The organism is Acinetobacter lwoffii, assembly GCF_024129735.1.
Taxonomy (GTDB): domain Bacteria; phylum Pseudomonadota; class Gammaproteobacteria; order Pseudomonadales; family Moraxellaceae; genus Acinetobacter; species Acinetobacter lwoffii_H.
Genome location: NZ_JAMXXK010000014.1, coordinates 1 through 25,374 on the forward strand (window position 1 = coordinate 1; position 25,374 = coordinate 25,374).

The 25,374-nt window shown below is 42.7% G+C and carries 24 protein-coding genes; 9 read left to right on the plus strand and 15 right to left on the minus strand.

What is annotated here, in order from left to right; genetic code table 11:
- Positions 1 to 116: 116 nt before the first annotated feature.
- The 4 genes from NI469_RS05765 to baeS all read right to left on the minus strand — a co-directional run bounded on the left by NI469_RS05765 (position 117) and on the right by baeS (position 5,100).
- A complete protein-coding gene (locus NI469_RS05765; protein ID WP_171304322.1) occupies positions 117 to 1,193 on the minus strand; it encodes a DUF5723 family protein in 1,077 nt (358 codons plus the stop codon).
- A 54-nt stretch (positions 1,194 to 1,247) separates the two neighbouring features.
- Entirely contained in the window at positions 1,248 to 2,654 is a 1,407-nt protein-coding gene (locus tag NI469_RS05770) for a hypothetical protein (protein WP_227554897.1), read from the minus strand.
- A gap of 93 nt (positions 2,655 to 2,747) precedes the next feature.
- Entirely contained in the window at positions 2,748 to 3,434 is a 687-nt protein-coding gene (locus tag NI469_RS05775; protein WP_004278304.1) for a response regulator, read from the minus strand.
- A gap of 13 nt (positions 3,435 to 3,447) precedes the next feature.
- The gene (baeS, locus tag NI469_RS05780) at positions 3,448 to 5,100 is read right to left on the minus strand and encodes a sensor histidine kinase efflux regulator BaeS (RefSeq protein ID WP_253146982.1); all 1,653 of its coding nucleotides are present in this window, start codon (positions 5,098 to 5,100) and stop codon (positions 3,448 to 3,450) included.
- 135 nt (positions 5,101 to 5,235) lie between these two features.
- On the opposite strand from baeS, the gene NI469_RS05785 reads away from it, so the two are divergent.
- From NI469_RS05785 to NI469_RS05795, 3 genes are all read left to right on the plus strand, one after another.
- A complete protein-coding gene (locus NI469_RS05785) occupies positions 5,236 to 5,841 on the plus strand; it encodes a hypothetical protein (RefSeq protein WP_216986538.1) in 606 nt (201 codons plus the stop codon).
- 301 nt (positions 5,842 to 6,142) lie between these two features.
- Positions 6,143 to 7,945, plus strand: coding sequence for an acyl-CoA dehydrogenase C-terminal domain-containing protein (locus NI469_RS05790; protein WP_253174597.1), 1,803 nt, complete (start codon positions 6,143 to 6,145; stop codon positions 7,943 to 7,945).
- 168 nt (positions 7,946 to 8,113) lie between these two features.
- Positions 8,114 to 9,895, plus strand: coding sequence for an acyl-CoA dehydrogenase C-terminal domain-containing protein (locus NI469_RS05795; RefSeq protein WP_253174598.1), 1,782 nt, complete (start codon positions 8,114 to 8,116; stop codon positions 9,893 to 9,895).
- A 61-nt stretch (positions 9,896 to 9,956) separates the two neighbouring features.
- On the opposite strand, the gene NI469_RS05800 is transcribed toward NI469_RS05795, so the two are convergent.
- Positions 9,957 to 10,163, minus strand: coding sequence for a hypothetical protein (locus tag NI469_RS05800; RefSeq protein ID WP_004732995.1), 207 nt, complete (start codon positions 10,161 to 10,163; stop codon positions 9,957 to 9,959).
- Positions 10,164 to 10,337: 174 nt separating this feature from the next.
- Here NI469_RS05800 and NI469_RS05805 point away from each other — a divergent pair, with 174 nt between their 5' ends.
- Complete coding sequence (locus tag NI469_RS05805; protein WP_004647497.1) at positions 10,338 to 10,835, plus strand: phosphate-starvation-inducible protein PsiE; 498 nt, start codon at positions 10,338 to 10,340, stop codon at positions 10,833 to 10,835.
- Between the two features lie 183 nt (positions 10,836 to 11,018).
- Here NI469_RS05805 and NI469_RS05810 read toward each other — a convergent pair whose 3' ends face one another.
- The gene (locus tag NI469_RS05810) at positions 11,019 to 11,471 is read right to left on the minus strand and encodes an RcnB family protein (protein ID WP_253174599.1); all 453 of its coding nucleotides are present in this window, start codon (positions 11,469 to 11,471) and stop codon (positions 11,019 to 11,021) included.
- A gap of 180 nt (positions 11,472 to 11,651) precedes the next feature.
- Between NI469_RS05810 and NI469_RS05815 the strand changes: the two genes are divergently transcribed.
- Positions 11,652 to 12,110, plus strand: coding sequence for a hypothetical protein (locus tag NI469_RS05815; protein ID WP_004647495.1), 459 nt, complete (start codon positions 11,652 to 11,654; stop codon positions 12,108 to 12,110).
- Between the two features lie 84 nt (positions 12,111 to 12,194).
- Here the strand turns inward: NI469_RS05815 and NI469_RS05820 are convergent, their stop codons facing one another.
- Together NI469_RS05820 and znuD are read right to left on the minus strand one after the other, a co-directional pair.
- Positions 12,195 to 13,658: a phospholipase D-like domain-containing protein gene (locus NI469_RS05820; RefSeq protein WP_253174600.1), complete on the minus strand. Its 1,464-nt coding sequence runs from the start codon at positions 13,656 to 13,658 to the stop codon at positions 12,195 to 12,197.
- Positions 13,659 to 13,764: 106 nt separating this feature from the next.
- Positions 13,765 to 15,879: a zinc piracy TonB-dependent receptor ZnuD gene (gene znuD / locus NI469_RS05825; protein ID WP_253174601.1), complete on the minus strand. Its 2,115-nt coding sequence runs from the start codon at positions 15,877 to 15,879 to the stop codon at positions 13,765 to 13,767.
- Between the two features lie 140 nt (positions 15,880 to 16,019).
- Between znuD and NI469_RS05830 the strand changes: the two genes are divergently transcribed.
- From NI469_RS05830 to NI469_RS05845, 4 genes are all read left to right on the plus strand, one after another.
- Positions 16,020 to 16,784 carry a DUF4184 family protein gene (locus NI469_RS05830; protein ID WP_004647491.1) on the plus strand — a complete coding sequence of 255 codons (765 nt, stop codon included), beginning with the start codon at positions 16,020 to 16,022 and terminating at the stop codon, positions 16,782 to 16,784.
- A 162-nt stretch (positions 16,785 to 16,946) separates the two neighbouring features.
- A complete protein-coding gene (aspS, locus tag NI469_RS05835) occupies positions 16,947 to 18,731 on the plus strand; it encodes an aspartate--tRNA ligase (protein ID WP_005103279.1) in 1,785 nt (594 codons plus the stop codon).
- Between the two features lie 114 nt (positions 18,732 to 18,845).
- Positions 18,846 to 19,067: a hypothetical protein gene (locus tag NI469_RS05840; RefSeq protein ID WP_004278319.1), complete on the plus strand. Its 222-nt coding sequence runs from the start codon at positions 18,846 to 18,848 to the stop codon at positions 19,065 to 19,067.
- A gap of 18 nt (positions 19,068 to 19,085) precedes the next feature.
- Positions 19,086 to 19,955 (plus strand): lysophospholipid acyltransferase family protein, encoded by an 870-nt coding sequence (locus NI469_RS05845; protein WP_253173459.1) that lies wholly within the window; start codon positions 19,086 to 19,088, stop codon positions 19,953 to 19,955.
- On the opposite strand, the gene rffA is transcribed toward NI469_RS05845, so the two are convergent.
- Genes rffA through rfbD form a run of 7 tightly spaced genes read right to left on the minus strand, consistent with a single transcriptional unit; the run spans position 19,912 to position 25,370 of the window.
- On the minus strand, positions 19,912 to 21,069 hold the full coding sequence (gene rffA, locus NI469_RS05850; protein WP_253173460.1) for a dTDP-4-amino-4,6-dideoxygalactose transaminase: 1,158 nt from the start codon (positions 21,067 to 21,069) through the stop codon (positions 19,912 to 19,914). The two genes, NI469_RS05845 and rffA, sit on opposite strands and share 44 nt — an antisense overlap.
- A gap of 39 nt (positions 21,070 to 21,108) precedes the next feature.
- The gene (locus tag NI469_RS05855; RefSeq protein WP_253173461.1) at positions 21,109 to 21,546 is read right to left on the minus strand and encodes a MaoC family dehydratase; all 438 of its coding nucleotides are present in this window, start codon (positions 21,544 to 21,546) and stop codon (positions 21,109 to 21,111) included.
- Between the two features lie 13 nt (positions 21,547 to 21,559).
- Complete coding sequence (locus tag NI469_RS05860; RefSeq protein WP_253173462.1) at positions 21,560 to 22,129, minus strand: acyltransferase; 570 nt, start codon at positions 22,127 to 22,129, stop codon at positions 21,560 to 21,562.
- A 12-nt stretch (positions 22,130 to 22,141) separates the two neighbouring features.
- A complete protein-coding gene (locus NI469_RS05865; RefSeq protein WP_253173463.1) occupies positions 22,142 to 23,029 on the minus strand; it encodes a WavQ in 888 nt (295 codons plus the stop codon).
- A 9-nt stretch (positions 23,030 to 23,038) separates the two neighbouring features.
- Complete coding sequence (rfbC, locus tag NI469_RS05870; RefSeq protein WP_253173464.1) at positions 23,039 to 23,599, minus strand: dTDP-4-dehydrorhamnose 3,5-epimerase; 561 nt, start codon at positions 23,597 to 23,599, stop codon at positions 23,039 to 23,041.
- Positions 23,596 to 24,480 (minus strand): glucose-1-phosphate thymidylyltransferase RfbA, encoded by an 885-nt coding sequence (rfbA, locus tag NI469_RS05875; protein WP_180040533.1) that lies wholly within the window; start codon positions 24,478 to 24,480, stop codon positions 23,596 to 23,598. The genes rfbC and rfbA overlap by 4 nt, the downstream gene beginning before the upstream one ends.
- Complete coding sequence (gene rfbD / locus NI469_RS05880; RefSeq protein ID WP_180040535.1) at positions 24,477 to 25,370, minus strand: dTDP-4-dehydrorhamnose reductase; 894 nt, start codon at positions 25,368 to 25,370, stop codon at positions 24,477 to 24,479. The genes rfbA and rfbD overlap by 4 nt, the downstream gene beginning before the upstream one ends.
- Positions 25,371 to 25,374: the final 4 nt, after the last annotated feature.

Here is a 25,374-nt window from a genome sequence, read left to right on the forward strand (position 1 = left end):
CAATTGCGAGTTGAAAAAGTCTAATGATTCTAATACACCTAACTTTTTCAACTAACTACAAATGTGTCGCACTTGGGATTTGAATCCGCGTTAGAAAATTTTAATGTTGAAAGATTTTACCAGTAATATTGAGCATATAAAGAGGCACTAAAACGATGTGCCTGATTACTCTCTAAATTGTCAGTCATATATTTAGCACCAAAATTTTTATGCTGTATTGATAATCCCCAAGCTTGTGTTTGCGGCTCTATATGCAGTCCATATTTTAATTGTTCCATTTTCCAAAAGGCATTGAGTTGAGCTAATGTTATATATTCATTTGAAAAACTACTAATGCTCGCACTCCAAGGCTTAGTTTGAACATCATAGCTAATTTCCGAACTTAATTTAAAAGGCAGTTTTTGACGATACTGTTTGCTCTTACTTAATTGTCCACTTAGATCCATTCGAGGACGCTGATTTTGATCGTAATAAAGATTGTAGCGTGTAAATGGAGCCTTATCCCAATATAAGTAACCGAGTAAATCATCGACCTGAAGATTAATATTCCAATCTTTTTTGATTTGCCCATGTAAACCAAAATCTAGGCCATAGCCATAACCTTTACTGGTTCTTCCATCCCAACCTAATTCTTCTTCTTTTAAAGCAGGACGGTCATAACTATAATCCAATGAACCATTTAACCAAGCTACTCGATCCATCAATTCAGTCAAATTGGTTGTTTGTCCTGTTGCTTGAAATTTACCATCCACATAATGACGGCCGATGAGAGCCGTTGCCCCTGTCACAATTGTCCAATCAGGATGAACTTTCCAATCATAGGCAAAACGAGTTCCCACCGTTTCGACATGCTGAGCTTCTAATTCCAATTGATTATGTTTATTTGCATCAATTAACTGATCATTTTCAATTTGATAATATAACTTTGCCATATCATCACTAAAATGAATCTGATAGTCATAAGCCCAAACCCAACCTACAGTCCAATTATCCTGTTTGGTTTCTAATTTCATTTTCCCATGTGCAAAGGCATTATTGCCTTTTTTAAAATTAGGGGTTTCCCAACCATTTAAAAAGGCATGTACACTAACAGGCTCACTATAAATATCAGCATTTATACTGTATTGAATCGTTTTTTCCGCATAAGCAGAGCATGGCAAACTTACGGCCAATATGAATAAATTTTTTTTCATTAGATATAAAAGAAGACAGCAAATGCTGCCTTCTTCTCAAAGTTAAGTTTTAGATTAAGGAGCGATATAAATTATTGTGCCATCATTAAATTTCACCACATATTGCCCAGATGAGTTTTTAGTGAGATCCCCGTAACTTTTTCCTGCAACCATAATATTCGCTGAAGTAAAACCCTGTACATCTGCAATACTGATGGATGCTCCATTTTTATGCTTAATTACACCCGCAATAACTTGATATTCTTGATCTAAGTCTTTTGCAGTTAACTCAATATCCAATGCATTTTTATCAACGACAACGGCAACAGTAGCTGTGCCTTTGGTAAATTCAGCACGTTTTGCAGTAATATCAATGCTAAATGGTGTAGGTACTGCATTAGCACCTTTTAAGTTACCGCTTAATTTGACATTTAAATTCGCATTGATGAAATTAGTCGATGTTTCCTGCCCAGCACTCACATCAATAGCTTTAGATAAATCATTATTCAAATTGAATTTAGCTTCTAAATTCAACGATTCCTGCTGATAACTTACAAGACCTTTCAGCACCAACTCAGATGGAATCAATTGTTCTAAAGTTTCAACACCATTATCAAATTTAGCTTTGCGTGCAATTAAAGAAACTTCTGCTAAATTGGCTTTCACATCTGCACTTTCAAACAAAAGTCCTTTTAAATTCATTGTGGCTTGATTCGGAATATCTTCACGGTTTTCCATTGTATCTGCGGTAGCATAAACCATAGATGCTGTACTATCTGCAGTGAAACTAAAACTCGCAGTTTGATTTTTAAGATTCTTGGTAGAAATTTTTCCATTATTCTGAATCTTATAATTATAAGTTGTACGTGCGGTATCAATAAACGGTGCTTCTAAGACCAAATTTGATACTGTAACTTCAGCATCATCACCATAAATTGAATATGCAGGATCGTTATACCAATTTGCATTATTCCAAGCATTGTCCGCTGTAACTTTATCCCAATCAAAATCTTGCCAATATTGGACACTAGCATCACCTGAAATAGTAATAGAAGTACCCGTAACATTAGCCTTTAAAGTATTGCTCTTAAATTTAAAATTATATGCATCATCCTGATTAATTAAATCCTGAATTTGTTGTGCTGTATAAGTCTTGGTCTGCCCCTGTGCATTCTCAGTAACAACCTCTGCAATCACTAATAATAAGTTTGTTGCACGGCTCAAATCTGAAGATGTGTTATTTATTACTTCTGCAGGAACTTTATATTGATCAGCAATATTTTGAAAACCATCATAATAAGAAATGATAGCATTGGTGGTTTTAACAAGTTGTTTTGCTTTTTCTAAATCCGAAGCAGGTGTCGTTACCTCTCCCCCATTTGCTCCGCTAGGTGAAGATGATTCGCTTCCACTCCCACCTCCACCACAAGCCACTAAAAACACAGAGCAACTTAGTACTAGTAATGTTTTTTTTAAAATCATTTTACCCCAACCCTCTAAAAATTATAAATAAAAAGCTCCTAAAAAATAACCATTTTAAAGGAGCTTTACAATGCTAAAAAAATATTTATTTATTCAATCTTCAGGATATTCAAAACGGTAACCGACCCCATACACCGCCTGAATCCACTCATGACGGTTGCCGGTTTCAGCTGCATCTGAAATCTTGCGGCGCAAATTCTTGATATGACTGTCAATGACACGGTCAGCCACATCAAAACTGTCCGGATTAATATGATCCAGCAATTGCGCACGTGAATATACCTGTCCGACATGTTCCAGGAATAACTCCAGTAAACGGAATTCGGTCGGCGTTAAATTCAAGGCTTTTTGTTGATACCAGATGCGCTGTTGTGATTTGTCCATACGGAATAAATCATTGCTTTCCGGTTCTGATTTACGATCCAGACGACGTAACACAGCCTGTACACGCGCGACCAGTTCTTTCGGACTAAATGGTTTACAGAGATAATCATCTGCACCCATATTCAGCCCCAACACACGGTCAATTTCTTCAGTACGTGCAGTCACCATAATAATCGGTAAATCCGACTGTTCACGTACTTTACGGCAAATGGTCAGGCCGTCCATACGCGGCACCATCAAGTCCAGAATCATCAGACTCGGTTTACGCTGGGTAAAACTGTTATATGCTTCCTGCCCATCATGAAACATACTGACCTCAAAACCAGCAGCTTCCAGATAGTCTCGCACCAACTGTGCAAGTTCGATTTCATCTTCAACCAGCATGACATGTTTCATCAATATATTTCCTTTATGGTTTCAATTGTTTAGGAAAGCTCAGCTTGCATCGTAAACCACCCAGTGGTGAATGTGCAAAGCTTAAGCTGCCGCCCAGCGCCTGTGTAATTTTACATGATAATGCCAAACCCAGTCCGGTTCCGCCAGTCGCCCGGGTACGCGAATCATCGACACGGTAGAAACGCTCACCAATACGCGTCAGTTGTTCATCAGTCAGGCCAAACGGACTATCATCGACATATAAGGTCCATTCTTTATCATCTTGCGTGGTGTGAATATGCACTTGCCCGCCTGCTTCAGTATAGCGAATACTGTTACTCAGCAAGTTCGCCACAATCTGTTTAAAACGATCTAGATCCAGATTTAAATCAGTCCCTTCGCCATCTGCAGTAACCACTAATTCAGCCTGTTCAAAGTTCGGCTGGAAGTTAATGAGTTCCTGCTGCACAACCTCCCACGGATTCACCGTCGAGAAATAGAATTGCAATTGCTGGGCATCGACCTGTGCCAGCGCGGCCAGATCTTGGGTCAGTTTTTTCAGGCTGTTCACCTGAGCCAGCATGGAAGAAAAATGTTCAGGTGTTGGTTTACGAATCCCATCCTGCATCGCTTCAATCTGTGCCTGCAACACTGCCAATGGCGTTTTTAATTCATGCGAGGTATCTGCCACCCACTGACGGCGCGAGGTTTCATGCTGATCCAGAATCACCGCCAATGCATTTAATTCATTGGATAAATCACCCAGTTCATCATTCCGGTTCACTTTAACCTGATATTGATAATTTCCCTGAGTCAAGGCACGCGTACCATTGAGCAGACGTTGAATCGGCTTTTTGAAATAAGTCGCCAATAACAAGGACGCAATCAGACTCGCCAAAATACTGAGTGCATAAACCAGAAATAAATAACGCTTCTGGTTACTGAAGAAATTGATACTTAAGGCATCATCCTGATCCAGAACCGGTTTTAAACCCAAATAGCCGACAATCTGATTATTCACCATAATCGGGCGATAAGAAATTTGCTCATCCGAAGCTTCACCCACCACAAAACGGCGTTTTGCATCATAAAGAGAAAGACGTGAACTTAGGCCAAGACGGTCCGGCATCTGGATAAACTGTTTCTTGCCAGTCGGTTGCTGTGCTGGCTGCTCACCATTTTTGCGATCGGTTCTAAACAGATTCTGATTGGAACTGAGCGGGAATTTTAAGCCTTCAAAAGGCTGAAACTGGGAGGGCAAATTAGACGCCAGCACCCGTAATTCTTCTTCATTGACCTGACGTTGTGGCAACTCTGGATCCACCATACTCGGTGCCACTTGAGCCAGGGTCTGTTCCTGAAAATAACGCTGCTGCAAGGCAATATCATACTGACGGCGCAGCCACCAGCGTGATAATCGGTCATAATCATCTGGTGCGGCTTCACCTTCCATCTGGAGAATCTGTGCCTGAATCGCATTGCCCCAGTCCTGATATACCGCATAGACATCTGCCAGATTTTCAATCACATAATCCAGCTTTTGCATTTCGACATCGGCGACATAGCGGGCAAAATTACGCTGCATATTCAGATGCAATACACCCAGACTCACCGTGGTAATGACCAGCGTGGTCAACAGCACGGTCAAAAATAGACGTAATGCAATGGGAATGCGGCGAATGTTCAAAATAGAAATCTCAATTTTTCTTCTATATTCATTATTGTAGCGAACACTGCATCAAAAAACCCTTCATTGTTTCTACATCTTTATTGTTTAATCTTTAACGATCAAAAGAATCAGACCTTTAACGGGATTAATCATATGCAAACCATGACAAAAATAGCATTCATCAGTGCCAGTGTTTTATCAATGGGTGCGTTGACTGCCTGTCAATCCACCAGCAATGTCCCAAATAACGATCATCCCCACATGATGAAACATCATGAAGGCAAAAAACAGCATCTAACTCCTGAACAGCGTGAGCAGTTTAAGGCAAAGCGTGCAGAACGCATGCAGTTTGCCAAACAGCTTCAACAAGCTTGTGACAATAAAGCTGTGGGCTCAGCCATTCAAGTCAAGAGTGGCGATAAAACCATAGACGGCACCTGCAAGATGGTCTTTAAAGCAGATCATAAAGAGATGAAAAGCCATCGCGGCGAACATCGTGGCATGAAAGCTGAACATCATCCAATGCGTGCCGATATGCGTAGAGGCCTGATGCACGGTGAAGTCTTGACTGATGCCAAACGTGCAGAATTGACCAAACAGTTTGATCAGCGCCTCGCTCAACGTCAGGCACATCAACAAGCCATGCTGCAAGCCTGTCAAGGCAAAAAAGACGGGACTGCTGCACAGATCAAGATGGGTGAACAAACCATCAATGGCAAATGTCATGTTCGCTTCCAGCCTACAGCCTCTGCCTATTAATGCATAGGAATCAAGGCTTCACGACTAGCACCTTCGGGTGCTTTTTTATTGCGTGCTGTTTCATGCATACAGTTGACTATTCCTTTCCTATAAAATATGGCTAAAGTCTTTATACTCAAGACCTTTAATGCATCATGCAGATTAATCTTTGACTTTACAGTCACCAAGAAAACACCCCGAAAAGCTTGTACCGCAGGGGAAGTTGTTGCACGATTAGATCATTCCAAACCGTGTCAGTGAAGACAGGTTTTAGTTCATCTAAGATTATAACGCTGGTTCAACCAGTATTGAGGAAACCGATATGCCACAATACAAAGCGCCTTTACGTGATATGCAATTTGTGTTGCATGAATTATTAAATGCTGAACAACACTATGCAAATCTCCCTGCATTCCAAGAAAACGTAAGCCGTGAGCTGGTAGATCAGTACTTAGAAGCTGCGGCCGACTTCTGTGAAAACGAATTGTCTCCAATCAACCAGACCGGTGACCGTGAAGGCTGCACCTGGAATGACGGCGTTGTCACTACTCCAACTGGTTTTAAAGAAGCGTACCAAAAATACATCGAGCTTGGCTTCCCTTCTCTTTCTGCTGAAGAACAATATGGCGGTCAAGCTCTACCTGTTTCTCTAGGAAACGTGATTTCAGAAATGATAGGTACAGCAAACTGGGCATGGGGCATGTACCCAGGTCTTTCTCATGGTGCCGTACGTACTTTAGAACATCACGGTTCAGATGAACAAAAAGACGCTTACCTGCCTAAACTGGTTTCAGGTGAATGGACGGGTACCATGTGTTTAACCGAATCACATGCAGGTTCTGATTTAGGTATTATTCGCACCAAGGCCGAACCTCAGGCCGACGGTAGTTATGCCATCACTGGCGAGAAAATTTTTATCTCTGCTGGCGAACATGACATGGCAGAAAACATCGTGCACATTGTATTGGCACGTTTGCCAGGTGCACCTAAAGGCACCAAAGGTATTTCTTTATTTATCGTACCGAAGTTCAATGTAAATGCAGATGGCTCTTTAGGAGAGCGTAACGCAGTTCGTTGTGGTTCTATCGAACATAAAATGGGAATTCATGGTAACGCCACCTGTGTGCTAAACTTTCAAAACGCGAAAGGTTTTCTGATTGGACCTGAAAACCGCGGCCTGAACTGCATGTTCACGTTCATGAACACAGCACGTATCGGTACAGCAGTTCAAGGTCTTGCAGCATCTGAAGGTTCATTCCAAGGCGCGCTTGCATACGCAAAAGATCGTCTGGCAATGCGCTCTCTTTCTGGCCCGAAAGTACCTGAAAAAGAAGCAGATCCAATCATTGTGCATCCTGCGGTACGCAACATGCTGTTGACGCAAAAAGCATTTGCAGAAGGTGGTCGCGCGCTAGTGTATCTATTGTGTCTACATGCAGATATCGTTGAACAAGCGGCAACAGAAGAGGAACGTAAAGCTTCTGACAACATCTTATCGCTCCTAACTCCAATCGCAAAAGCGTTCTTAACCGAAACAGGTTCAGAGTCTGCAAAACATGGCGTTCAAGTGTTAGGTGGGCATGGTTTTATTTCTGAATATGGTATGGAGCAAATTGTACGTGATACACGCATCTCTACTATTTATGAAGGAACAACCGAGATCCAATCACTTGACTTGTTAGGCCGTAAAGTATTGGGTACGCAAGGTGCAATGTTGAAAGACTTCACTAAGATCATCCATAAATTTGCTGAAGCGCACAAAGACAATGCTGCAATGAAAGAATTCGTTGAACCATTGGCTGCCTTGAACAAAGAATGGGGCGACCTGACTATGCAAATTGGTATGCGCGCGATGCAAAACCCTGAAGAAGTCGGTGCGGCTGCAGTGGATTACCTGTACTTCTCTGGTTATGTCACTCTAGCTTACCTATGGGCACGTATGGCGTTGGTTGCTCAGGAGCAACTGGCTGCGGGCACCACTGAGGTTGATTTCTACAATGCCAAAGTGACGACAGCACGCTTCTACTTCAAGAAAATCTTGCCACGCGTTCGTTCACACGTTGACGTGATCGCGACAGGTGTAGAGCCATTGATGAACCTGGATGCGGAACACTTTGCATTCTAAGTTAGGCTCAGACTAGCTACATCATAGAAAAAGGACGGTCAATCAACAGGCAGTCCTTTTTCTTTATAAAGCGTTACAGAATTAACCTTTAGTCGTCTAACATTCAGATTTTGAGTGTTTTAGACTGATTAAAACTCATTTAATCAAACAATAAACAGGTGACACACCATGCCAATTTATAACGCGCCACTTGCCGATATGAAATTCATCCTGAACGATGTCTTCAATGCAGAACAGTTCTGGCAGGCCAATGAAAATCTAGCGCATCTGGATGCTGCGACAGCAGAAGCGATTCTTGAAGAAATGGCAAAATTTTCGCAAAACGTCATGCTTCCACTGAACCGTACAGGTGATGAAGAAGGCGCAAAAATTGAAAATGGCAATGTGACCACACCTGCTGGCTTTAAAGAAGCATTCAAACAATATGCAGAAGGCGGCTGGATTGGTCTGGGCGCAGATATGGAATGGGGCGGCCAGGAAATGCCGAAAATGCTGACAGTACTTTCTGATGAAATGCTGTTCGCGACCAACCCATCTTTTATGCTGTATCCACTGCTTTCTGTTGGTGCAGGCATGGCGTTGAATAGCTATGCTTCACAAGCACAAAAAGAAACCTATTTACCTAAAATTTATTCGGGCGAATGGTCAGGCACCATGTGCTTAACTGAACCACATGCCGGTACTGATCTGGGTATTATCAAGACCAAAGCTGAACGTAACGAAGACGGCACTTATAGCATCAGCGGCACCAAGATTTTCATCACTGGCGGTGACCATGACCTGGCGGAAAACATCATTCATTTAGTTCTGGCAAAAACCCCAGATGCGCCTGCCGGCTCTCGTGGTATTTCCCTCTTCATCGTACCGAAATTCCTGGTGAATGAAGATGGTTCTATTGGCGAACGTAACCCGGTCGGCCCAGGTTCAATCGAACACAAGATGGGAATCAAGGCATCAGCAACCTGTGTAATGAACTTTGACGGTGCGAAAGGTTACCTCGTTGGTAAAGAAAATGAAGGTCTCGCTGCAATGTTCGTGATGATGAACTATGAACGTCTGTCGATGGGTATCCAAGGCCTAGGTGCTTCTGAATTCGCTTATCAAAACGCTGCGCAATATGCGACAGACCGTTTACAGGGTCGCAGCGCGGCTGGCGTTCAATCACCAAACAAACCTGCGGACAGTATTCTAGTGCATGGTGATGTACGCCGTATGCTGCTGAATGTACGTGCCAATAATGAAGCTTCACGTGCATTCGCCGTGTATGTAGGTCAACAGTTGGATATCACCAAATTCTCGACTGATCCTGAAGCGGTGAAAAAAGCCAATGACCGTGTTGCGCTATTAACACCAATCGCGAAAGCGTATTTAACGGATACCGCATTCCAAGCGACATTAGATGCACAAATGGTCTTCGGTGGTCATGGCTATATCCGTGAATGGGGCTTGGAGCAATGTATCCGTGACCTGCGTATTTCCCAGATCTATGAAGGCACCAACGGCGTACAGTCACAAGATTTGATCGGCCGTAAAACCATTAAATGTGGCGGCGAATATATCTCTGAATATATCTCTGAAATCCGTGACTTTGCCAATAGTCTGGATGCAGACCTGAACTTCATTAAAGATGCCACACTGGATGCAGCGACTGAAGTTGAATCAGTGACTCAGTATATTCTGGAAGCAGCAAGAGAAAGTCATGACTTTCCGAATGCGACCGCAGTCGACTATCTGCACGCTGTAGGTCTGTTGAGTTTCTCTTATATGTTTGCGCGCATTGCCAATGCAGCGAAAAATAAAGAAGGTGAGTTCTATCAAAATAAACTCGCTCTGGCACGTTATTTTGTACAACGCATTCTGCCTGAACTGGCATTACGCATTACTAAAGTGAAATCAGGTTCTGACATCATCATGAACTTCTCTGAAGATTATTTCACGACTCAAGCTTAAGCTGAAAATCTGCAATAAAAAACGCCTGCATCAGCAGGCGTTTTTTATGAAAATGCAACAATTAAACTTTTTGAATCAGTAAGGTATCCGGCTGATTATTGCTCTTCGGATTCAGATGTTTATTCACAATTTTGATATTCCCCTCTGACTCTAAAGACTCGCAGAGTTCCACCACCTTTTGCATATCTTCAACCTTAATGCCTACGCCGAGGATTAATTTTTTTCCGGCTTCTAATTGGCTAATTTTTGTTTGAATTTTATCTAACACTTTTTTCTCCTATTTATTCAATGTTACCACCCATACAATATAGCAATTTAGTCTAAAAAAAGCGCAAAAGTTCAAATAATTTAATCTTTATTTTTCATTCAATCATTCTGTGCATGATCTTTGCACGTTATTCTGCAACTATCTTTATTTCACATGAAAAATCAGGAGGATAATATGTCTAAATCACGTCCGAAAATTGAAAAATTTGAAGCTCTCCTCGACCGTCTTGGCAATCTTGCTGTAGAAAGCTTTCATTATATTGCGCTGTTTATTATTGGCTGTATGGTGATCTGGTCCGCTGGCCATACCGTCATTGACATTCTGACCGTGAAACAGTTCGCCACCATTGACGACATTCTTCTGTTGTTTATTTATCTGGAACTTGGTGCCATGGTCGGCATCTATTTCAAAACCAACCATATGCCAGTACGTTTCCTGATTTATATTGCGATTACTGCACTGACCCGTTTGCTGATTGCAGATATTCAACACACGCATAAAGCCAGTATGGATCTGGTGATTATTACTGGTTCAATTCTGATTTTGGCCTTTGCGATATTAGTGGTGCGCTATGCCTCATGGACCTATCCATCCGTGATTCGTGACAAACATAGTGAAAAGCCACTGCCACTCGGCAAAACACCGCGCCCAGAAGATGATGAATTGGCATAGTCTTTTAAGCCCTCTTTTTTTTGCACTTCAGCTTAAAGTAATACTTAAGCCTCGTTTAGGGTTTTGGGAGATTTATCTCAAGCAACCTCTCCCTAGCCCTCTCCTCACAGGAGAGGGAACTATTTTGGTCTTTTTAGTTATTTACGCTTATTACTGAATTATCCGTTCAGAATTTAAAACAGTTTAACGATTCGGCATCAGTACATAGCGTCCGTTTTCATAAATCCAGTAGCTGCCACGCGGTGGTGCTGGTAATCCTAAACGCTGCCAATCGGTAATTACCGTATATCTCGAACTTTCAATTCGGGCTACATCCGGATCGCCATTGACCCAACTATAACTATTCGAATTTTGATAAATGGTGGTCGGTGCCTGATACTGAATATTTAATCCACTTTGACTCTGTGCAGGTGGATAGCCCCAATGTGGTGGTCGTTGCGGGTAATGTGGTTTTGGTGGCAGCGGACGTTGCGGATAATGCTGCCGTGGTGGATCATAAGATCGTGGAGCGCTGCGATAATTCGGTACAGATCGATCTACACCGCTATAACCCACCCAGGCATTGTCAGCCATCGTCTGTGCAGAAGCCCCCAATAGCAAAGCAGCGAATATTGCACTCGATAGTACGATTCTCATTTGAGCTTCCTCCGAATAATCTGCTTATATTTTAAACAAAATAGATGCAGAAAATATGGATAAGCTCGCTGGAGCTGCAATTTTTTGTAATGCGCTCGCCTATTTTCAATCTGACAGGCACGTCGGCAAGCTACTGCTTTATGCTAAAATTACTTTTTTTAATGTTTCGAGTTGAATACTGTGTCTGATTTAAATTTCGATCGTTTACATGAATATTTTTCTAAAGTGCCGAGTGTTCAGAAAGAACGGATTGATAGCTATGGTTCAGATGGCAAACAGGCATGGTGGTTTAAGTTTCAGATCAATGTCGATCATCCGCTGGCTTGGCAAACTGTGCAAGAATTAGGTCATGTCCTGAATTATATTTCTAAAAATGAACGTCTCCCAACTCAGTTCCTTCCAGTTTCGCCACCGCCATATATGAATGGTGTAGCCAAAGATTTCCTGTCTTGGGTGATCCAGTGTAATCACGCAGATTTCCCACCCGATGTAGTTTGTGACTGGTTAGAAGCGCGTTTACCAAATCCGGTTGATGATGAAGCGCAATGGAAAATTAAAACCGATATTTCTGAGCTGGATGAATTAACGGATAAAGAGCTGGATCAGCTGGTTCCGCCGAATCCAGAATCAAAAAGCTGATAATAAAAAATCTCCCTAACTCCCTCTTTTTCAAAGAGGGACTTTCCTCCCTTTTTAAAAAGGGAGGTCAGGAGGGATTTAAAATTAAAACGTCGACCAGCCGCTCCATTCCATAAAACGATACAGCCAATATTTAAAGAACGAGTTTTCTGCATATTGAGTGTAATCTACGCTCATCGAACGGCCATTTAGATTTGACCATGCACCCTCAAAATATTGCTGGGCATCCCGGAAGACTTCAGCCTGAGGCTGACCCACCACGCGCATATTGGTTTCCAGATTATAGTTTTTCAAATTGCGCACTGTAAAATTGGCCGAGCCTAAAATCATTTCAGCTTGCTGAGCGCTGCGCTTTATCAGTATTTTGCTATGGCATTGCTCGCCTTGAGTACGACACCAGCGCACATCTATACCTGCCTCGTGCAATTCTGAAGCCACCTGCCGGTTTGGAATTCCATTCTTTTCACGGCCAAAGGCATCTTTATTTGGGTCGAGTAAAATCCGGACTTTGACACCACGCTCATGGGCCGCTATCAGACTTTTGATAATTTTTCGCTCAGACAGATAAAACATTGCCAGATCAATCTGTTCACTGGCTTTCGCGGTCTGAATCAGATTCAGAATCGCATCATAAATGGCTTTTTCAGTCAGCACCTGAGCTTGTGGCTGGCTACTGTCTGCCTGAAAATCCCCAGCGACAATGGCTGGCATATTCGCTTGTGACATCATGCCCACAGACAGTTCTGTTTTCAAAATATCCACAGCTGTGCTCCCCCAGACCAATAAACCAATATTGGAATGCCGTGAACTGCCATCATGCGGATTCATGGATGTGACCAGTGCTTTCCAGCCTTGATCGGTATCCACCACCATAGTTTTGCGATGATTGGCTTTAAAGTTAAACAAATCAAAATAACTGCGCAGGGTAATTTTTTCTGTTCCAAATGGATTCGGCAACCAGCCTGTTTCCGGATTATTGCCAATCCCCTGGCAACAGATATACCAGAAGCCGGACCAGCTTGGATTGGAGGCCCGCAACGGCGTCAGATTGGTTTCAATCACATCAATACCGTGCTGACGTAATTCCCGATACTGCTCGGATCTAATCCCGCCATAAACTGAATTGATCGGATCGGTAATAAACTTGATTTCCACCTCAGGCTGCAGCAGGCGCTTACTGATTAAAGCATCACTCAGCTGTTGACTCAATGCCTGATGCTGCTGCGTAGATGCACCGGTTTGCTGATTAAATAAAAACATATCTAGCACAATCAGCGATTTGGCCTCTTCAATCATTTTCAGCATTTCATTAAAAATACGATGATCTAAATGCTGTTTTCCTTCGGCATCCAGATAAGTCTGATCGGCTAGAAACTTGACTTCGGCATGGCGCAGCTTGCCCGTATAATTCAGACCTTCCGGCAAAGGCTTATACGTGTGGTAGATCGCCGAAGCCAGATAACCCACGGCCAGCATACTAATGATCAAAGCCACATAACGGCGATTCGACCAGTTTAATTTATTGTGAATTCGTTGAAAGATACGCATAAGAAAAAACCTAACCCAATATACTCAGGCTAGGTTTTATCTTATGATTTTTCAAGTAGATTTCAGTGAGATCTAGATGATTTAGTCGATTATTTCAGTAGACCTGTTAGAAATCATACTGTACGCCGACGGTAAAGTTGCGACCCACCTGCGGAATATTAGACAGGAATGAAGTATGTGAATACACCTGATCATCGAGCAGGTTATTGGCCTTGAAATAAACTCGATAAGCATTGTTATCTGCAATGCTATTGGCATAACTCAGGCCAACATTCACCATATTGTAGCCTTGGGTTTCATCTTCATAGCTGGCGATCTTGTCCTGATTAAAGACATGATAATACTCAGCCAAACCTGACCAGCCATCGGCAAAGTCTGCTTCTACTTTGGTGCCTAAGCGACCTGCAGGTACACGTGGTGCATTCTCAGCTTCAATCTTGCCACGCACATAGTCCCCAAAGACGCTGACTTTATACATATCATTGATCTGATAACCGGCTTGTGCTTCTGTACCATAAAATCTAGCTTTGTCTTGGGTATATTGCACGCCACGTAAATTACCTTTCTGCGCTACCGTTTCGCCATAGATATAATCATCAAACCAGTTGTGATAGACATGCACATGGTAATCCAGTTTATCCCCTTCATAATGCAGACCTAACTCGAGATTATTTGAAGTTTCTTTATCGAGATCAGGATTACCGAGTTCATAGGTATTGGTCGCAAAATGCAAGCCATCAGCATAGAGTTCTTGAGCTAAAGGCAAACGCTGCTGATGAGATCCCACCACAGAAAGTTTGTAGTTCGGTGCAAATTCCCAGTTGGCAGCAGCGGATGCAGAGACACCAGTCCCCGAATAATCTTTCTGATCCGAATCTACTTTCACTTTTTGATGATCGACACGCGCACCAAGTTCAACATGCACATCGCCAAGTTGCTTATGTTCTAAAGCAAAAAGACTGAATTTGTCAGTTTTTGTGTCCGGCATCACGACACCTGAACCATGAGCATGATGTTCTTCATCGTCCTCATCGCCATCTTCATGATGGTCATGGTCTGATGCGGCAAGATTAATTTTTTGCTGTGAAATCTGGGTTCCAATCACCCCTTCCCAGCCTGCAACTGGCACGTGAACTAACTCTAAACGGCCGTCATAACCTTTGCTTTTAAAGTTACTGATGACTTCACTTTCTTCAAGTTCATCGTGTTCATAATCAGTAATGCTGGCATGTGCACGTAATTTTTCAATACCGGCAAAAGGCTGTTCCAGTTCGGTGCGTACTTCATAGCGTTCAGATTTTAAATCTACCCATGGTCCACCATGCTCTTCATGGGCTGATGCATCTGGGTCAGGTGTTGGACAACCATGAAAATGATCACCATGTAAAACACAACCATGATATTCATGACTATGACCTGGCAAACCATACTGATCCTGACGGTTACTATAAGACAAACCAACAAAACCACGATCATGAATCCATGATCCGCCAATATTGACCGTTTGCCCTTCAGCAAAAGTATTGCCCACACGACGTTCTTTTTCTAATTCGTCATCATGCTCATGAAAATAATCAGGTGCAATATAATCATTGGCGTTACGCTTTGAGCCTTCTACACGCAAAGCAAAGTTTTCACCAATACCCGCTGTTACACCAGCACTTGCCAGTTTTTCATCACTGCCGCTGTTATAACGCAGGCCGACTGTACCTTCCAAACCATCTTCAGGCATTTGAGTTGGGATTTTTTGATCAGTGACATTCACCAACCCACCAACTGTACCGGCACCATAAAGCAAGGTCGATGGACCGCGAATCACTTCGACCTGTTTCGCCAGAATCGGATCAACGGTGACAGCATGGTCAGGAGACAAAGTGGATACATCCGCTGTTTCAGACGCATGCTGCAACACTTTCACACGTGGACCATCTTGACCCCGAATCACCGGACGGCTTGAGCCTGAACCATATTGATTAGAATAAACACCAAGCTCATCTGCCAAGGCATCACCAATGGTGGGGGCGCGTTCAGACAGTGCTTTCTGATCCACGAAATGATCTGCAACTGCAAAATCTGCTGCAGTCTGCACCAATGGATGAGCTTGCACCTGAATCGTGTCCATGGTCTGAACCGGAATAGAAGATGAGGATTGCTCTGCAAATACTGTAGGTGCAACTACAGCAAAAATTGACAATGTTATTAGATTCTTAGGAAAGGACATGACCGAAGCTCAAATTCAGTAATCTGGGTGAATGTTATAATATAACATTTCATTGTTTTTGCAATCCTTTACGATACTCAGTGTTATATTTTATTAGAATGTCCTTTGAATATTTTTGATTACATTAAAACATTATCTTTATGCCCTTTACCTTGTCGCATGCTGTGCTTGCTCCACCTATTTCATATTTGACTGGGAATAGACTTCCTGTTGCTGCGCTGGCGATTGGCTGTATGGTGCCCGATTTATATCGTCTCTTTACTTCGAGTAATTCAAATATCACGCATTTATGGTCTTCGCTGATACATCCTGACCTGTGGATCGGACTTATTTTCTGCATGATCTGGTATGGTCTATATCGCCCAGCTATTTACCGTTTCATCGGTATTCAGCATGATTTAAAGATTCACAATATCCTTGCAGCACTAAAATTCATCCTGGTGATGTGTCTGGCAGTCATCATTGGTACAGCCACCCATTTAATCTGGGATGGACTAACGCATGTCGACTTTCGAACTTTTGCCTTTCATAACGTCTTAGCCCAACATTTTCAGTTGCTTGGACAAAGTTATCCGCTGCACCGAATTTTACAGATTGGCACCTCAGTGATTGTCTTGCCTCTTATCCTGTGGATGAGCCTGCATTACTATAAAACTCATCAGCAATATCTTGCAGTCAGTGTGAAAATCAAATCCTTTGCCTGGGGCTTATTGCTCTTTTCTATATTTACCGGCCTATTTTCTGTCTGGGATTATGCGCGCTATATTTCTACGGAAGTCTGGCAATCAGACCTCTATTATTTTACTGGTCGCTCGATCAATGAATTTAGCCAAGGCTTTCTGATCACCTTCAGTCTGGGCTGTTTACTGTTTTTATTTTTAGACAGAGAGCACAGGATGGATTAAACAAAGCACTGGCTTTGCGCCTATTCACTTTAAAATGATATTGTTTTTGACCCAAGTTCTTGTGACAACATGCCCAAAGAGGCATAATCCTACCTTTACTCAAAGCGGTACGCTGTTTACGTATTCGCTGACCTTAACCCATATAGTTGGATTTCTAACGCTATGATGCGAACTCATTACTGCGGTTCTTTAACCGAAGCTCAAATTGACCAAACCGTAACATTATGCGGTTGGGTACACCGTCGCCGTGACCACGGTGGTGTAATCTTCCTTGACATGCGTGACCGTGATGGTCTTGTTCAAGTGGTTATTGACCCAGATACTCCTGAAGCATTCGCAACTGCTGATAAAGTACGTTCAGAATTTGTATTAAAAATTACAGGCCGTGTGCGTCGCCGTTATGAAGGCACAGAAAATGCCAATATGGTGAGCGGTCAAATCGAAGTCTTGGGTAAAGAAATTGAAGTTCTTGCTCAGTCTGAAACTCCGCCATTCCCTTTGAATGACGAAAACACCAATATTTCTGAAGAAATTCGTTTGAAATACCGTTTCCTGGACATCCGTCGTCCAGAAATGCTAGATCGTTTACGTTTTCGTTCTAAATTAACCAACCTGATTCGTAACTACTTCGAAGACAATGGCTTCCTAGACGTTGAAACTCCGATCTTAACTCGTGCAACGCCTGAAGGTGCGCGTGACTATTTAGTGCCAAGCCGCGTATCTAACGGTAGCTTCTACGCACTTCCACAATCGCCACAGCTATTCAAACAGTTGTTGATGGTCGGCGGTATTGATCGTTACTACCAAATCGCGAAATGTTTCCGTGATGAAGACTTACGTGCTGACCGTCAGCCTGAATTCACCCAAATCGACGTTGAAACATCGTTCATGAGTGACGATGACATTATGGATTTAATGGAAACTTTAACCGTGAAGATGTTCAAAGAACTTCTAAACGTAGAGTTTGATAAATTCCCACGCATGACCTACAACGATGCAATGCGTGACTATGCATCTGACAAACCAGATATGCGTATTCCTTTGAAACTGGTTGACGTTGCAGACTTAATGCAAGACGTTGAGTTCAAAGTATTCGCAGGCCCTGCTAAAGATCCTAAAGGTCGTATCGTTGCGCTTCGCGTACCGGGTGCTGGTTCACTTCCACGTAGCGCGATTGATGAATACACCAAATTTGTAGGCATTTACGGTGCACGCGGTTTGGCTTACATCAAAGTCAACGAACTTGAAAAAGGTATCGAAGGTCTTCAATCTCCAATAGTGAAATTCATCGAGCCAATCGTGCTTGATCTATTGAAACGTGTTGGCGCTGAAAATGGCGACATCGTATTCTTCGGTGCAGACAAAGCGAAAGTTGTTAACGATGCAATGGGCGCGCTTCGTGTGAAGATCGGTCATGACCTTAAATTATCAACTTGTGAGTGGGCGCCACTTTGGGTTGTTGATTTCCCAATGTTCGAAGAAACTGATGATGGCAAATGGACCTCTGTTCACCACCCATTCACGCTGCCAAAATCTAGCGTTGAAGAAGTGAAGAACAATCCAGGTGCTGCTCTGTCTGTGGCTTACGATATGGTATTGAACGGTACTGAAATCGGTGGTGGTTCACTGCGTATTCATAACCTTGAAATGCAAAAAGCGATCTTTGAAGCACTTGGTATTGGTGAAGAAGAAGCAGAAGAGAAATTCAGCTTCTTGCTTAATGCTTTACGTTACGGTGCTCCTCCGCATGGTGGTTTGGCATTTGGTCTTGACCGTCTTGTGATGCTCATGACTGGCGGTGCTTCTATTCGTGACGTAATTGCATTCCCGAAAACCAAAACTGCTGAATGTCCGTTAACGCAAGCACCTGCTCCAGTTGAATCAAATCAACTGCGTGACCTTGGTATTCGCTTACGTGAAAAACCAAAAGCTGAATCTCAAGAATAATTCTTGAAGTATTAAGTGAAAAAGCTCTGCCTCGTGTGGGGCTTTTTTGTGTGATTGAGTCGTATCTGGAACAGTGGCATAATAGCCACAGTTTTTAATCTAAGGTAATTAGCAATGGCTATGCGTCCTGCAGTTCGTAATCGCAGCATTATGCTTATTGTATTTTCAGTGGTTCAATGGCTGTTCATGCGCTATATCCTTGCCAACAATCTGTTCAACCTCGATACCAATGATCGTATTGTGTATTTTTGCCTGAGCAGTATTTTAGGTGCCCTGCTGATTTTTGTAGGTTTGATTTATATGGTGCTGAAGGGCAATCCGGACAAAGACCTATAATCTGACCATCTGGATACCATGTACACCCTACTCAAAAATTTCTCTAAGCTTCCACTAAGATTCATTCAAAATCTTGCGCAACTGGCTGGATCGCTTTTGTATCTCAGCCATTCTTCTGCACGCCGAGTGACCGAGATTAATCTGGCCTCTGCTTATCCTGAACTTTCTGAATCTGAACGGGCTGACTTGACTAAACGCAGCCTGAAAAGTCAGTGCATGACGTATGCGGAATCAGTCAAGATTTGGGGATCATCTTCTGAATATGCACTGTCTTTAATTCGAGATGTGCAGGGTGAAGATATTTTCCTGCAAGCTCTGCAAAATCCTCATGGCTGTTTGGCGGTGGTGCCTCATTTTGGTACTTGGGAGCTATTGAATGTCTGGGTCAATCAACACACTTCTCCTGTGATTATGTATAAGCCCAGCAAGAATCAAGATGTTGACCGCTTTATGCTTGAAGCTCGGCAACGCCTGAATGCAACACTGGTCCCTACAGATGATTCTGGGGTACGTGCTGTGTTTAAGCATTTAAAACAGAGTGGTTTTTCTGCAATTTTGCCGGATCATGTTCCTAAAGAATCTGGTGGAATCTATTCTTATTTTTATGGTCAAAATGCGCTGTCCTCTACGCTTCTTTCCAAACTGGCAGCCAAAACACAATGTTCAGTCGTAGGTTTAAGCTGTCTCAGACGTGATGATTTATCCGGTTATGATATTGTTGTGACCCAACTTTCTGACGATATTTCGTCGAAAGACCTACAGCTTTCTGTTGATACTTTAAATAAAGAAATGGAGCGCATGATTAATGTCGCTCCAGAACAGTATTTGTGGGGGTATAAACGGTTTAGGAAATTAAAACCACCTCACACCATTTATCAAAAAAATTGATAATTGTATTCACAATGTAATCTATTTCATCATTTGAAATACCATACCAAAGGGGTAAGCGGATTAACTTCTCACTCTCTTGTGTGGTAAATTGGTCTTTGCCCACGAAGCGACAATGCTGCACACCAAAAGGTGAAGAATGCAAAGGCACATAGTGAAACACAGCACCAATCTCATGCTGTTTTAACATCTCAAGTAGAGCCGTACGCTGTGCTAAATCTGCCACTTTAATATAGAACATATGAGCATTGTGCACGCGATCTGTTGGAATGTGCGGGCAAATAAGATGACCTTTGGCCTCAAGAGGAGCCAATTGATGCGCATAACGCTGCCAGCTATTTAGACGATTTTCATTAATTAAATCCGCATTTTCCAATTGCCCCCATAAATATGCACACTGTAATTCACTGGGTAAATAGCTACTACCGACATCAGTCCATGTGTATTTATCTACCATACCGCGGAAGAACTGACTGCGATTGGTGCCTTTTTCACGAATAATTTCAGCACGCTCAATAAAACGTGCATCATTAATAATTAATAATCCACCCTCACCACCGCTGGTGTAGTTTTTGGTTTCATGAAAGCTGTACGCACCCAAATGGCCAATCGTACCGAGCATCTTACCTTTAAATGTAGACATCATGCCCTGTGCGGCATCTTCAATCACAAACAATTGATATTGCTCAGCCAATTTCATGATTTTATCCATATCACAACCAACCCCAGCATAGTGTACAGGCACAATGGCTTTGGTTTTGTCAGTGATTGCCGCTTCAATCAAATCTGCATTGATATTCATGGTAGCTGGATCAATATCTACAAAGACAATTTTGGCGCCACGCAATACGAAGGCATTTGCTGTACTCACAAACGTATAGCTCGGCATGATAATTTCATCACCTGCTTGTACGTCAATCAACAACGCTGCCATTTCCAAGGCATGGGTGCATGACGGTGTCAGTAAGGTTTTTGCTACCCCCAAGGTCTCAACAAACCAATCCTGACAACGATGCCCAAATGCACCATCACCCGAAATTTTGCCTGATCCCAAAACATCTAAAATATGCTGTTTTTCTGAGCCGACAAAGGGCGGTTTATTAAATGGAATCATAAAATTATATTATTCACTCTGAACGATTAGATAAATCCATCAATGAAAAATAGGATGTTGAATAACAGCTTCGCCTGTTAACACTTTTTTCATTAGATGATTAAATATTTCTGTGGAAACGACCGCTCGCTTCCTTTGCAGATTGACCTCTTTAACGGTGATCTTGGCCTGATAACGCTCACCGGCAAACACTGGCGCTAAAAACTTCATGGATTGGCTCAAATAGATCGTGCCAATGCCTGGATATTGCGTACCAAAAATACGAGAAAATATACTGCCCACTAAAAATCCATGCACAATCGGCTTTTTAAAGACGGTCTCTCTGGCATAGGCTTCATCAATATGAATCGGGTTATTGTCCCCAGATAATTCAGCGAAGCTCACCACTTCGGCTTGCGAGAACTCAAAGGCATAGGTCAATTGATAGTCTGCTGAATTTTGAGGACATTCATTGGTTTCACACAAAGAAAAATACATATGAATCTTTGCCCTATTCTGCGTGATTGATACGTTGCATATACGCGTGCTCTAAATCCAATAGATCTTTTTTGCGATTTTTAATTCTGCGCGCAGGATTACCCAAATAAATCCCCCACTCTTCAGTGCTTTTATTCACTAAAGTCAGTGCGCCCACCGAGCAACCATCAGCTACTTCAACCCCAGGGAAAATAATCGAACCCGCGCCCACAATGACATGTTTACCAATCACCACCGCTTTTTTAGTTTCGCATTTAAACTCTACAGGCACAGTCGGATTGGTCAGGGTGGCGCCACTATAATCATCCGATTGGGTAAACACCTGTACATGATAGGCTAAACCTGAAAAATCTTTAAAAACAATACCTTTTTCCCCACCAGCCACCAAGCATAGTGGTGCAATATGGACGTTATTACCGATGGTGAGGCGTCCAGATAAAATACAGAAATCATCAATTCTTGAACGATCTCCGATTTCAATCAGCTCAGGATTATAAATCGAGGCTTTATCACTAATCTTGACATTTTGGCCTAATGATTTAAAGCCAAATGCCTGTAATTGCTCTTCTAATAAATATGCCATTTTGTATAAAACCTACTGATTCAATTCAAAAAATTCTTTCATTTCATGTAGGCACTGTGCCACACACTGCTCCACTTTTTGGTGTTCACTGACAATATGCTCAAGCACTTTGGCCTGCGTTTGATGTGCCCAGCTCAATTGCTCATCAGACAGGCCATAAGCAAGACCATAACGATCAGACACCTGTGAATACCAGTCAGTTAAGCCCACGCCCTCAGCAGGAACAACAACCGATTCGCAACCTGCCAATACGGCAAATAATGAGTACGCCGTATAATCATCATATGAAATAAAGCGTTTTGCCCGATTAAAAATCGCGGCGATTTCTTTATGTGATTGACCATCTAAACAAATGGCATCTTCAGGATGGATTTTTGGTTTGTCCGTTCCTTTTCTCACCATATAGCAGCAATCAATATCACGCTTCAGCCCTTGATTGGCATAGGTATCAATCGGATAGTAAATGACTTTCAGCTCATTCCTCGCCACGGTACAGCTGTCACGGTGAAAGTCATGAATCGCTGAATTAAACTTAAAATACAGCTCGTTTTGACCATACGCAATTTTGCCGGTATGAAAGCCAGGTTGATGCAACAACCAACGCACCACATGCTGAATACCGAGTGGATTACCCTCAACCACTTCTGGGTAAATCACAACGGCATCGTCAGGGAAATGACGTTTCGTCCATACAGGTGTGACCCAACCTACATGTACACCTAAGATGTTTTTCTTTTTGAGCTTAGAACGCACCCGTTTTAACCACGGTTTCGTCCATTTATCCGAGACTAAAAATGCCTGATGAGCCGTCGTGGTATTGATGATATGACAGAGGCGGTGTAGCGCAATCACACCGCCTATATTGGCATCATATGAGTAGGTATAAATAAAAATATTCACGTGTTCTGCTCAAAGCTGCGGCTGAAATGCGCTGGCTTGTTGGTCTTTTTCACTCACCAACACCTGATCATTGACCTGTGCCAATGGCCACTCAATGGCCAATGTTGGGTCATTCCACATGATCGCGCGCTCACTGTCTTTATGATAATAGTTGGTAGTTTTATACAAGAACTGAGTATTCTCTTCTAAAGCCATAAAACCATGCGCAAAACCTTCTGGAATCCAAAACATGGTTTTATTCTCAGCACTCAGCTCGACACCCACCCACTGACCATAGGTTGACGATTCAGGGCGCACATCCACTGCGACATCCCATGCGCGACCTTGTACAACACGCACAAGCTTGCCTTGACCATACGGTGCCAGTTGATAATGTAGGCCACGTAATACGCCTTTTTGTGATAAGGAATGATTGTCTTGTACAAAGTGTGGAATTGGCAAATTCAGTTCTTGTAAGGCTGTCTCAAAACGCTGTTGGTTAAAGCTTTCCATAAACCAGCCACGCTCATCCCCAAATACCTGTGGGTGAAGAATGAGTAAGCCTGCAATTTTGGTGATTTCTACCTTCATTGCGCATCGTCCAACAATTTAAACAAATACTGACCATAGTCAGTTTTCTTTAAAGCTTCGGCACTTTCACGGAGTTCATCTGAAGAAATCCAACCTTGTTGGAAACCAATCTCTTCTAAACACGCAACTTTTAATGATTGACGTTTCTCAATGGTATAAACAAATTGCCCTGCTTCGAGTAACGATTCATGTGTACCTGTATCAAGCCATGCAAAACCACGCCCCAACAATTCCACATTGAGCGATTCATCGTTTAAATAGGCATTATTGATGTCGGTAATTTCGAGTTCACCACGGTGTGATGGTTTCACTTGTTTGGCAAATTCCACCACACGATTGTCATAGAAATACAAACCAGTCACCGCATAAGGGGATTTCGGTTGTGCAGGTTTTTCTTCAATACTGATCACTTTACCTGTCGCATCAAATTCCACTACGCCAAAACGCTCAGGGTCAGTCACGTGATAGCCAAAAACAGTCGCACCATGACTCACATCATTGGCTGCTTTTAATTGCTGGCTAAAGTTTTGACCATAGTAAATGTTATCGCCTAAGATCAAACACACTGGATGCTCACCAATAAATTCTTCACCAATAATAAAGGCTTGTGCTAAACCATCTGGAGAAGGTTGAACTTTATAACTGAGTTTGATGCCGAACTGATGACCATCACCCAGTAATTTTTCAAAATTCGGTAAATCTTCAGGCGTAGAAATAATCAAGATGTCACGGATACCCGCCAACATGAGTACCGACAATGGATAATAGATCATCGGTTTATCGTAAATAGGCAACAGCTGTTTCGACACCCCTTTGGTGATTGGATGTAAGCGTGTTCCCGAACCGCCCGCAAGAATAATACCTTTACGTTGTAAGCTCATTGAATTAATAACTCCGAGATTGTTCGTTGCACATGGGTCGTCCACTCAGGCACATGTAGCTGAAACGTGTGTTGAATTTTTTGAATGTCTAATCGTGAATTATGCGGCCGCTTAGCAGGCGTTGGATAATCTGCTGTAGAAATCGCGTTAACGGTTTGCACTTTGAGTGACATACCCTGCTGTTTAGCCTGCTCAAATACATAATTGGCATAGGCGAACCATGAGGTTTCACCTGCAGCCACCAAATGATAAATCCCGACTTTGTTGAAATCGGCCATTGTCTGTACAATTGCATGTGCTGTGATGTCCGCGATCAACACTGCCGAGGTCGGTGCCCCGATTTGGTCATCAATAATACTGAGTTGTTCGCGTTGTTGCGCCAAAGACAGCATGGTTTTTAAGAAGTTTTTGCCCTTGGCGGCATAGACCCACGAGGTTCGAAAAATCAAATGTCGACATCCTGATGCCACAATCGCCTGCTCACCTTGTAGTTTTGTTTGTCCATAGACGTTTAAAGGCTGCGTCTGATCAGTTTCTTTAAATGGCGTTGTGCCTTGGCCGCTAAACACATAATCCGTTGAATAATGCACCAACAGGATATTTAGACTTTTGCACACTTCAGCGATTTGCGCCACAGTATCTGAATTGATCAGCTGCGCCATCTCTTGGTTCGATTCAGCCAAATCCACTGCAGTATACGCACTGGCATTGACTACAACATCGGGTTGAATCTCACGAATAGTGCGTAGCAAGGCCTCAGGCTGAGCCAAGTCACCGCACCAGCCGCCTAAGCCATGACGATCCAAAGCAATCAGCTCAGCCACTGGCGCTAGCGCACGTTGTAACTCCCAGCCCACTTGACCATTTTTTCCAAGCAAAAGAATTTTCATACGT